The organism is Sphingobacterium sp. UT-1RO-CII-1 (assembly GCF_026711005.1).
GTDB lineage: Bacteria > Bacteroidota > Bacteroidia > Sphingobacteriales > Sphingobacteriaceae > Sphingobacterium.
In genome coordinates this window covers 255,257-267,303 of record NZ_JAPPVJ010000005.1, presented here as the reverse complement: position 1 = coordinate 267,303, position 12,047 = coordinate 255,257, and the positions used below count along the sequence as shown (strand labels likewise).

The 12,047-nt window shown below is 37.6% G+C and carries 6 protein-coding genes; 4 read left to right on the top strand and 2 right to left on the bottom strand.

The window, feature by feature from the left end; genetic code table 11:
• Positions 1 to 116: 116 nt before the first annotated feature.
• Entirely contained in the window at positions 117 to 1,103 is a 987-nt protein-coding gene (locus tag ORI89_RS12900) for a PliI family lysozyme inhibitor of I-type lysozyme (RefSeq protein ID WP_268230901.1), read from the bottom strand.
• Between the two features lie 183 nt (positions 1,104 to 1,286).
• Between ORI89_RS12900 and ORI89_RS12895 the strand changes: the two genes are divergently transcribed.
• Positions 1,287 to 2,945 carry a CARDB domain-containing protein gene (locus ORI89_RS12895; protein ID WP_268230900.1) on the top strand — a complete coding sequence of 553 codons (1,659 nt, stop codon included), beginning with the start codon at positions 1,287 to 1,289 and terminating at the stop codon, positions 2,943 to 2,945.
• 84 nt (positions 2,946 to 3,029) lie between these two features.
• Here ORI89_RS12895 and ORI89_RS12890 read toward each other — a convergent pair whose 3' ends face one another.
• The gene (locus ORI89_RS12890) at positions 3,030 to 3,893 is read right to left on the bottom strand and encodes an AraC family transcriptional regulator (protein ID WP_268230899.1); all 864 of its coding nucleotides are present in this window, start codon (positions 3,891 to 3,893) and stop codon (positions 3,030 to 3,032) included.
• A 402-nt stretch (positions 3,894 to 4,295) separates the two neighbouring features.
• Here ORI89_RS12890 and ORI89_RS12885 point away from each other — a divergent pair, with 402 nt between their 5' ends.
• The 3 genes from ORI89_RS12885 to ORI89_RS12875 all read left to right on the top strand — a co-directional run.
• Positions 4,296 to 6,548: an alpha-L-fucosidase gene (locus ORI89_RS12885; protein WP_268230898.1), complete on the top strand. Its 2,253-nt coding sequence runs from the start codon at positions 4,296 to 4,298 to the stop codon at positions 6,546 to 6,548.
• Between the two features lie 267 nt (positions 6,549 to 6,815).
• Positions 6,816 to 9,365 (top strand): Ig-like domain-containing protein, encoded by a 2,550-nt coding sequence (locus ORI89_RS12880; protein WP_268230897.1) that lies wholly within the window; start codon positions 6,816 to 6,818, stop codon positions 9,363 to 9,365.
• Positions 9,366 to 9,846: 481 nt separating this feature from the next.
• A partial coding sequence (locus ORI89_RS12875; protein WP_268230896.1) for a hypothetical protein occupies positions 9,847 to 12,047 on the top strand: 2,201 nt, incomplete at its 3' end.

Here is a 12,047-nt window from a genome sequence, read left to right as displayed (position 1 = left end):
TGCTATTGAAGAGTTCTTTTAGCTAAAGAATTACCTAATTCCTGCGTTATATTAACTTGTTTTCGACAGCCACCCACCCATAAGGGCGGGAGCGTCGAAACTAACAACAAATAAATCTAAAATTCTGTAATGTCTTTTACAATAAACTTTGGTGAAGGTTCCCCATCTTTTAATTCATACGCTATTTGACGGGTTTTACCAGTAGGGTTTGCGTTTACATCATTCTTTAGATAAATAGGGAAACGTTGAACGAGCTTATGTTCTACAAGGGTAAATTCATCATGTCCCTGATATCCGTCTTTTAATTTTTTATTATCCGCAACCTGCGGAAAGTTTATTTGGCTCATCGATTTTCCGTTATTAACAGAGTAAGCTATTACGTTGCCATAACTACCGCTACCGTGCGATTGTAGGTAGACCAGAATTTCGGGAAAGCCGTCTTTATTTAAATCTTCAATTTCGGCATTAACAACGGACTGACCAGTAATATCGTGTGTAAAGTGACGATTGTCTATAGAAAGACCAAGCGGAGTGATTGTGAGTTGTTGTTTGTCAGAAATTGGTTGTGACTCCACTGAAAAGCTTATGTTCTGTAGGGAAAGCACTTTTTGAAAGGTGCGGCTATCTACTTGGCTACTGTCAAGATTGCTATCAATCTTCTGGTAGTTTCCTTTTAAGGAGCCTCCTCCCGAGCAATAAAAGCTCAATATGCTACTATCGCTATCAGTTTCGCCATCTATTGTTAAATTTTTGTTATTAAAGCTGAAAAGCACAGTTTTACCTTCCAATACCGCTTTATACTGTCCTTCTGTTATAGACACAGCTGTAGCATCTAATGTACAGGTGGGCTTTTTTAAGTCGGCTCTTGAACGTATTTTTATTGTTATAGATTTATCCGCATTTTCGTGGATTATGATTCCGATCCAGTCATACCCTTCGTGGCGTTTTTGGTAATCGCTACTTACATAAGTGCCAGCAATGCTTATAGTTGTATTAGGATTACTCGCTAAGGTTTCGCCGTCTTGAGCTTTATCTTTTTTAGGTAAATTACAAGAAGCTACTGCTGTTGCTACCAAAGCAGCGAGCAATTTTGTTCTGTTCATGTTTATCCACTTTGTCATCATACTATACAGTAGTGCAAATATTTGACCAAATAAATTTTAAAAACATCCTTTCGCAAGCGTTTCTGGGCATTTGGTTATTTTAAGCTCATATGTTGGTAATATAGAGGGAAAAGCTGTGGAAGGTTTGCTTTAGTTTTGCTCTTATAAATGTTTGATATGATCATGAGAAAAATAGTTTTTTTTAACAGTATAGCTACCTTGTTGTTATGTTTAATGACGGTTCAAGCACAAACTTTAGACATTGAAATCACCGAGCGTAAGCGACCTGAGGAATGGAAGTCTTTGGTAAGAGGAGCACAGTTTAAAGATCGTTTTTTACATATGCCTGTGGGCACCAAGGCAAGTAAGGATAGTTGGGGAGCTGACGCAGTGATGAACCGCTATATCGATAATGGTATCGAAGATAAGGAACGTTCGTACTGGTGTGGGACAATTTTGCATAAAGATGATCGATACCATATGTATGTGGTTGGTTGGCCCGAGTCTTCAGAAAAAGGACATATGGAGTGGCCTAACTCTATAGTTTATCATACTATAAGTGATAAACCTGAAGGGCCCTATGCTATTATTGATACGATAGGGGCTGGGCATAATGCAGAATTATTTCAAGCAAAAGATGGCACTTATGTTATTTTTGTTACAGGAGGTTCATATCGATCTAAAAGCCATATGGGGCCATGGAAATTTGAGAAAATGAGTTTTGACCCACGTGACCGGAATATCATAGAAGGTCTTTCTAATTTGACGTTCGCTAAGCGTGAGGATGGGTCTCAATTAATGGTTTGTCGTGGTGGTGGTGTCTGGTTTAGTGAGGATGGTCTTAGTACTTTTTATCAGGTTACAAATAAAAGTGTTTATCCGGCAATCGAAGGAGAGTTTGAAGATCCAGTGGTCTGGAAAGATGAAGTGCAATACCATCTTATTGTTAATGATTGGTATGGGCGTATTGCTTTTTATCAACGAAGTAAAGATGGGGTTAACTGGGTTACCGACCCAGGGGAAGCGTATGTCCCCGGTATCGCTAGGCATGCTGATGGTGAAGTAGAAGATTGGTTTAAGTTTGAGCGGATTAAAGTGCTACAAGATGAGTATGGCAGGGCTTATCAAGCTAATTTTGCAGTTATAGACACGATAAAATGGGAGGATTTAGGAAACGATAAATACAGTTCAAAGCATATTATGATACCGCTTAACAAGGGTGTTTTATTGCGAATGCTTAATAAAAACTTGCCTAAAAATGGGAAAGATGAGGTGCGGTTGTTGATTAGAAAAGAGGAAGGTTTTGACCCTCTCCAGGATGTTGATTTAAGTAGTTTACGCTTTGGAATTTCTGAAGAAGTTAATTTCGGACGTGGCAGTAAAGCATTGCGTATAGATAAACATGCCGATGGCGCAATTGTAACTTTCGCTGCGGAAGGGCATAAGTTAAATAACGAGGATTTTGCGCCTAAACTTATCGGAAAAAACAAGCAGGGCGAGTTGCTATTTGGTTTTACGAGAGTGCCGTGGATAACCTATGAATCAGCTATATTATCTTCTCGTAAACCTGTGCTAACCGCAAATAACGGTAATATACAAGCTGAAGTGAAAATAGAAAATTTTGGAGTTGAAAACTCTAAGAAAGCAAGTTTAAAAATATTTGTGGGAGCTGCTGGTGAGAAAGTGGTTGCTAAGCATGCTATTCCTCCTCTAAAGCCTTACGAAACTAGGGTGTTGACACTTCGAGACTTGCCTGAGGATATTAAAAATCAGAGTTTGCGTGTCGTTATCGAGGAAGATGCAAAGGTGCATCAGGATATCGTTTTTTCGAATGGGAAATAGTATTTAAGAAATTAATCACCCTTTACCGTTAAAAACGATCGACAGTCATTAAGCTCGATCGTTTTATAAGCAGTTAGACAAAAACTATTTGTTTAACTGCTTTTTATATTCGCTAGGGGTAAGTCCTTTGATAGACTTAAAAACTTTATTGAAATTTGATAAACTTCCAAAACCACATTCGTAAGCAATATTACCGATTAGCTTTTGTTCCTGTGTCATCATTTGTGCAGCATTACTTACTCGAATTTCATTAAGAAATTCTATAAAACTTTTTTGTGTTCTTGATTTAAAATACCTACAAAATGCATGTTTCGTCATGTTTGCTAATTGTGCAATTTCTTCAAGCGGTATTTCTCGGTTGTAGTTGTCAAACATGTGACGGAATACTTTGTCAATTTTACTGTTGTCTTTTAATGAGTAATGGTTACTGAAACCTGCACTTGAAATTAGTTGGTATTCTTGAGCATTTACCATACTGTCTATGAGTTCTAGAAATGCAATAGTTTGTTTGATACCTGTAAAGTCAATCAATCTAAGTAACTTTTTTTTAATTGCTTCTTGATCTGACTTCTGGAATAATATGCCTCTTTTGGCTGTGGTTAAAAATTGTTCTAACTCGGTAGTGTTTGAAAAGTACCGCATAGCTTCTATCAGTTTTTGCGGATCTATGAACAATGTTACTGAAGTTGCCATAATCTCTTCTGTATCTGCCGATGTATCATTATACCATACGTGGGGTAAATTAGAACCTAAGAAGGTTATTTCACCCTCTTCGAATGGTTCAATACTATCACCTATAATACGTTTCCCTGTCGTTTGCATCACATAGTTTATTTGACATTCTTTATGAAAGTGAAACTCGGTAGCAAAAACAGGCTTAGAGAATGTGCGGATAGCAAAAAGTTCACTATCTATATCGTTCAAAATTTTGGCGAAAATAGGTTTCATTTTATCTTCAGGATTTGAAAATTGTATGTTGACAGCTGTCACTTTTTTGAGTGAATTTGAAAGCTATTCTTTGCTAATGTTGGCTTCTCATTTCTTGCTCTAAAATTGTGATATAATAACCGTATTTAAAATGATTGACTAGGGAGATTTATTTAGCAATGATTAAATGTACCCAATTGAACAGTAAAGATAGAATATATAGTGCTTATTTTTTCAATTCACAGTATGATTTCTGTAAAAGGATAATTTAGATGAAGTAGGTAGTTAATATTGCTTTAGTTTTATAGCCAATGAATTTTTACCTTGCGTTACATTTTAATAAACCAAGGATATTTAAATATTAATTGCTGAATTTTTCTTTGGTTGTATTATAACTAGTGTGAAACTGAAGATTTAGATTGAATGATAATTAACAAGAAAATTTTATTTGCCTGTATAGGCAGTGCTTTGTCATTAACAGGTTTAGCGCAACAATATGGTAAAGGCAATACGATGCCAACGAAGAGCACGTATCCTATATTAGCTACGGATAGCCGCTCTGTTATTTTAGAGAAAGCTGCTCATGTCGTACCTACACCACAGCAATATGCCGCATTGAAGAATGAATATATTGCTTTTATTCACTTTGGTCCTAATACATTTACTAGAATGGAATGGGGAAGTGGTAAAGAAGACCCTACAATTTTTGATCTTAAAAATTTAGATACGGATCAGTGGTGTGCGACGATGAAAGAAGCAGGTATGAAAAAGGTGATTTTGACAGTGAAACACCACGATGGCTTTGTTTTGTGGCAGAGTAGATATACGGATCATGGGATTATGTCTACTAATTTTCAGCAAGGTAAAGGTGATGTTTTAAGAGATTTGTCGGCATCTTGTGAGAAGTATGGATTGAAATTGGGTGTGTACCTTTCTCCAGCAGATTTATTTCAGATAGAAAATGAAAAGGGTTTATATGGTAATCTAAGTTCTTACACAGAGCGTACCATCCCCAGACAAGTCAAAGGACGTCCGTTTGCAAATAAAACAACTTTTAAATTTTTGGTAGATGATTATAACGAATATTTCCTGAATCAGTTGTTTGAGCTCCTCACGGAATACGGTCCTATTCACGAGGTGTGGTTTGATGGAGCACATCCTAAAACCAAAGGAGGACAAAAATATAATTATACAGCTTGGCAGGAGTTGATAAGAAAATTGGCGCCTGAAGCTGTTATATTCGGAAAAGAAGATATTCGTTGGTGTGGCAATGAGGCAGGTGGTACCCGTAGTACAGAATGGAATGTTATTCCCTACGATGTAGATCCACTAAATATGCAAAGTTTTAAAGATCTTACTGATGAAGACCTAGGAAGCAGAGATCGTCTCTATGAAGGTAAGTTTTTGCATTATCAACAGGCAGAAACCAACACATCTATTCGGGAAGGATGGTTTTATAGGGACGATAATCACCAAAAAGTACGTAGCGCTGATGATGTTTTTGATATTTATGAGCGTTCAGTAGGTGGCAATTCCACATTCTTGCTAAATATCCCTCCAAATAGAGAAGGGCGTTTCTCTGATGAAGATGTGTCGGTACTTACTGAGGTAGGAAAACGTATTCGTGAGAGCTATGGCGTAAATCTTCTAAAGGGAGCAAAAGGGCCAGTTGAAATCTTAGATAATATAGATGAAACGTCCTATCTGTTGACAAATACTGCAGATGAAGTAATTATTGAAAGTGAAACACCTATATTGGCAAATCGCTTCATTATACAAGAAGCTGTTGCAACTAATGGCGAGCGGATAGAGCGTTTGGCTTTAGATGTTTGGAAAGATGGAAAGTGGAAAGAAGTAGCGGAAACGACAAATATTGGCTATAAACGCATCTTGCGCTTTCCTGAAGTAGAAACGACACGTTTTAGAGTAAGAGTTAAAGAAAGTCGTGCCTTACCGGCTTTAAAAGAAATTGGTGCTTATTACGTGCGTGTTAGACCTCCACAGTTAATGTTTAAAAGAGATCTAGAAGGATTTTTATCTATAGTTCCTTATGAACATACCTTTGGGTGGAAACCACATGGAGAAGATGCATTGAAAAATATGCAAGCTAATTATCAGATACACTTTACTCAAGACGGCACAGAACCCACTATTCATTCTCCTGTTTATACAGAAGCTTTTAGACCAACTGGCAAAGTTGTAAAAGCTGTTGCCTTTGATACGCAACAAACAAAAGGTGCTGTGGCTGAAAAAAATGTAGGTATTGTAAAACAAGCATGGAAAATTATCGATGTAAGCAGTGCTGCTGATAAGCATAATGCAGAACTATTGGGGGATGAAAATGTATCCACCTATTGGCAAAGTAAGGAGACAGGAAAGGAGCAACATGTTAGCTTAGATTTGGGCAAGGAGCACGTTCTTTCTTCATTTTCTTACACACCTCAAACTAGCCATAGCCGTGGAATGTTAGAGAAGGGGCGAATTAAGGTGAGTGAAGATGGCAAGGTATGGAAAGACCTCGAAACTTTTGAGTTTGGAAACCTGATTAATGATCCTAGCACACGTACACACCGCTTTTCTAAAACTGTCAAGACGCGATATGTGCGTGTCGAGTCTATTTATATCGCCGGTGATGGTAAAACATTAGCTATAGCTGAACTCGATTTTTTTGAATAATATTTTTCATTTTTTTAGTTTAGGGCCCGATCTTTTGATCGGGTTTTTTGTTATTTAGCATTGTGTCTTGTAAAATGTCATGTTGTCTAAATGTAATTTTTTGAAATACTATTTTAAAATTTGTTGAAAATGAGAGTACATTTGTGTATATCGTTTTGTGTAATTCTCATCATTGTTTAGTCATTTCGCGTGATTAACTATAATTAAGTTCAACAAATGAAGTGCTTTTCATTTTACTTACTCCTCTTTTTAATTCTGTTGGGTACTGTGTTTACAAAAAGCGTGTATGCGCAGTTTACCATTACAGAGAGTTTTAGGGGGCAATTGGGAGCGGATATTAAAATAGGCGATGATGCGGTATTGACTTCAGGTGTCAGTGATCCTGTTGGTGCAGGTTGGTTGAGGTTAACGACAGATGATCAAAGCCGTAAAGGTTACGCTTACATTAACCGAACGTTTCCATCTACTTTAGGCCTTTTAATAGATTTTGAGTATAAAATGTGGCGTACTAAAGATGGAAGAAGCGGTCTTAATGAAGGAGGTGATGGTTTTTCAATATATTTGTTTGATGGAAAAACTTCCGAACAAGAGTTTGCTTTAGGGGGGTACGGCGGTTCTTTAGGTTATGCGCGTAATCATGAAGGTACACCTGGGGTATCGGGACTAAAGAACGGTTATCTAGGAATTGGTTTTGATGCTTTTGGTAATTTTGTTAATAAAAGTTCTCCTGCTAAATTTACGGGGTCTAATGCGAAAATACCAAACTCAATTGCTATAAGAGGAAAAACTACAGCCGAAGATAATAGTACTTCAAATGCTTATCTTACCGGAATTAATATTGCGGGATCAGGTAAAGGTGTTATCAAAGAAGTCCCTCCGAATGCTATAGCTAGTTCTTATGCGGCAAATGGTTGGGAAAATCATATTGATTATAACAAACCTTCGGGTAGTAGCTCTGGAAGCTATCCGACGGCTAGACCTTCAGATGATATTTTTTATCGCCGTGTACAGATTGAGGTGACACCTACTACCAATAATTTATATTTAATCAAGTTAAGATGGAAGCGCGAGGGCGAAACTGCTTTCACAGAGCTGATGAGCTATACAACTACAGATGTACCACCTGAAATTTTAAAGGTAGGTTTTGCAGCATCTACCGGGTGGGCAGTGAATTATCATGAGATTAGGAATTTGGTTGTAACTACGCCTGGAAATTTACGGGTGTCGAAATTGGCGAATAAAGACTTTTTGCGAACGGTTACTGAAGGAAAAGCTAACGAGGTAATTTATAGCATTGAAGTAAATAACGATACAGATGCGAGTCTAACGAATGTTGATTTTAAAGATCGTATTACAGATGGAGCAGGAAATCTCATTATGCGAGATATGTTTGCTATTGATGAAATAGAATATTCGGGTTTTTTACCAGGAACAAGTCTTCCAAGGACATCGAGCACCAATGAGTTTGTAGGGACGTTAAATATGGCAGCGAAAACGATAGGACGCATTAAAGTGAAAGGGAGGCTTTTAAAAGTTCCCGAGGGGAACGTGCTGATCAATAGTGCAACAGCTTTGCCCACAGATATAACAGATGAAGATCTGGAGAATAATACGAGCACGGTACAGATACCGGTTATTGCTGAGGGCGTAGATTTGGTTGTTTCTAAGACTGTTGACGAGGCCTGTCTAAATGAGATCGCTGGTAATACCTTTACAGTGACTGTAGCTAATATGGGAATTGGTAGCGTTAATTATGGGGGAACTTCTGTAAGTGGTACGGGAACTCGGCAAAGAACATATACTGCTAATCGTTTAGAACTCTCAGAAATTGTTCCTCCCGGTGCAACCGTCATGTCATCTACACTGCCAGATGGATGGGAGTTGGTAGATAGCAAACTTAATACGCCAATCGAGGGTTATGTCACTTATATTTATCAAACGACATTTACGAAACCTACACAAGGTTTATCAATTAACGATTCTAAAACACTTGAATCAGGAGCTGCTCTAGCTCCTTTTACTTTCAAGTTAAAAGGAGATGCTTCTTATACGAATGAAGTGCAGGTTAGGTTAGTGCAGGAAAGAGGGACGCTATCTCGAACTAGAGATAGAGGAGATTGGACAGTTTTTAAAGATAGTGAAGAAACTTCTAGCATAGAACCTGAAGAAAATAGAGGAAATAATTCGGCAAAGACTTCTGTTTTGCTTACTCCTGGGCTTCCTCAGGTTTTGAAAAATGTGGTCTATTATTGTCAAGGAGAGAGTGCAGCCCCTTTAGATGCAAGGGCCACTAGTCCTGATTATAAAGTCGTGTGGTATTCCAGTTTGGGGGGTGTGGCTCTTAATAATGTCCCTACCCCTGTAACTACAAATGCTGGCACAACACGATACTATGTTTCACAGACTAATGGTTCATGTGAGAGCGATGTGGTCGAGGTGCAGGTTGTGGTTTTAAGCTCTCCTTTAGGTGGCAGTTTATTAGGAGAGCAGGAAGTTTGTGGAGGAGTTGCTCCTAACAAAATAGTATCTAAGGAAGCTGGTGCTGCGCCCGATTGGCCCGTAGGTACAAGGGTAACTTATCGTTGGGAGAAGTTATCTCCAGCTGCAGATGAGTGGATTGTAATTGATGGTGCAGACGGAATAGAGTATACCCCAATTGCAGAAAGTACGACAGGAGTATGGAAATATAGGCGAGTTACGATGCCTTACTTTGAAGCGAAAACGTCAGTTTGTGAAGCCTTATCCAATGAGGTTTCTATTACTGTAAAAAACTGTATGCTTATAAGTAATCCTATGATACGCAGCAGAATGAAATGATGTGTTTTTAGAATTACATAAAAATCCATTTATATACTGTAAATGGATTTTTATATTTTCTCTATTTCTTATATCCATAGGAATACTTCTAATTAAATTTTTGGCTTTCCTGAATAAGTGTCTTTGCAGATTGCGAAAATGTAAAATAGCGCCTTTTTTTATTCTCGCCTTATATGTTGTAGTGTTTTAGCTACAATAAAAAAAACAGAACAATATTTTGTAGAATGAGAGCTACAAATGAATTTTATGTGGTCAAAATGGTTATGTAATAAATTTTTGTTGATAGTAAATTTGCCAGTAAGAAGTTTTAGGTGTGTACAATTAACACCCGCTAAAATTTTAAAGTATTTACCAGACATTAAGTTAACTGTGTGAAATTAGTTTTTTTAGAGACAACACTTTTTGATAAGTGGTCACTTGTTTTCAATCTAAATATTAACGCCAAACAATTAACTTTTATTATTGCTAAAACACTATAACCGTGAAAAAATTACTGTTTTTATGTGCCCTGAGTTTACTAAGTGCAAGCTATACCTTCGGGCAACAGAAGATTAAAGATGGCAGTTCAAGCTCTCAAAATCTACCAAACAAGGATGCACTTTTAGAATTAGAAAGTTTAAGTAAAGGATTTTTAAATGTACGTTTAGAGTTAAAGGCTGTATCCGATCCAGCTCCTTTAAGTAAACATACGGCAGGTATGATGGTTTATAATACCGCGACAAATGGGAATGTACGTCCGGGGCTTTATTATAATGACGGTACTCGTTGGGTGCTTCTGGAAACAAGTGGAGGGCATGCGGATATTATTACCACCTTGGTTAATAACGAAGATGGTACATATACATATACATCCGAAGACGGTACCCAAACAGTAATAGATATTCCTGCTGATGTAATAAATCAGTTTGAAACAATCTTAAACGACCAAAGTGTACGTAATGCGATTACGAATTTGGTAAAACAAACGGGAGGTAATGTTTACTACGATGGTAATACTTTTACTTATATAACAGAAACTGGTACTATAGAGACGATCACCATTCGTGATATCGTTCAAGCTAATGAGACTGTTACTACTTTAGTGAATAATGGTGATGGTACTTATACTTATACGAATGAAAAAGGTGACGCAGTTACTATTGATGTTCCTGCAGATGTTGTAAATAATTTTCAAGATATTATAACAAATACAACAGTTCTAGATCAGTTGGTACAGAACCTTACAAATACTACAGTAGGAGGGAATGTTTCATACGATGGTGATAAATTTACCTATGTAGATAATAACAATGTTGTTCAGAATATTACTTTTAAAGATATTGTTCAGGGCAATGAAAGCGAAACTGTCATTATCACTATTGATGGTAAGCAATACTACGTATCGGAAGCTTATCTAGCAGCTAACGAAGGTATTGTTCCATCTACTGTTGATCCTACGGCATTGCCTGCTGGTATTTACGCTATCGATGTTGTTGGCGGTGTTGTAAACAACTTTGAAGAGATCGTGCAGAACGGCCCGATTGAGGTTGATGGTCGCACCTTCCCAACTATTAACGATTATATTACTTATTTAACAGAGAGTACAGGAGGTTTCACCAAGATCATTTACGATCAGTCTACCGGTGATGTTATCTTCCAAGAGTGGGATGATTCTAGCCAGACTTGGGTAAACGTTGATAACTCTAAGTTTGAGACTATTGTTCAGTCTAACGAAAGTAAGACAGAGATTATTACTGTTAATGATAAACAATACTATGTGTCTGAGGCTTATTTAATAGCTAATGGAGGTATTGTTCCTTCTACTGTTGACCCTACGGCATTGCCTGCTGGTATTTACGCTATCGATGTTGTTGGCGGTGTTGTAAACAACTTTGAAGAGATCGTGCAGAACGGCCCGATTGAGGTTGATGGTCGCACCTTCCCAACTATTAACGATTATATTACTTATTTAACAGAGAGTACAGGAGGTTTCACCAAGATCATTTACGATCAGTCTACCGGTGATGTTATCTTCCAAGAATGGGATGATTCTACAAATACTTGGGTAAACGTTGATAACTCTAAGTTTGAGACTATTGTCCAGTCTAATGAAAGTAAGACAGAGATTATTACTGTTAATGATAAACAATACTATGTGTCCGAGGCTTATTTAATAGCTAATGGAGGTATTGTTCCATCTACTGTTGATCCTACGGCATTGCCTGCTGGTATTTACGCTATCGATGTTGTTGGCGGTGTTGTAAACAACTTTGAAGAGATCGTGCAGAACGGCCCGATTGAGGTTGATGGTCGCACCTTCCCAACTATTAACGATTATATTACTTATTTAACAGAGAGTACTGGAGGTTTTACCAAGATCATTTACGATCAGTCTACTGGTGATGTTATCTTCCAAGAATGGGATGATTCTACAAATACTTGGGTAAACGTTGATAACTCTAAGTTTGAGACTATTGTCAAAGCCAATGAGACAGTCACTACTCTTAAAGATAATGGCAACGGTACTTTCACATACTATAATGAGAGCGATTATGCCGCTGATGGCACTTTAAAACCCGGTGCTCAAGGTATTGTGTTTGATGCTAACACATTAACTATTACTGAGACAGATGGCGTTTATACATTTACCGATGCAAAGGGTACGGAGTTGGCAAAGATAGACCGAAATGCTGGTGCTATTAT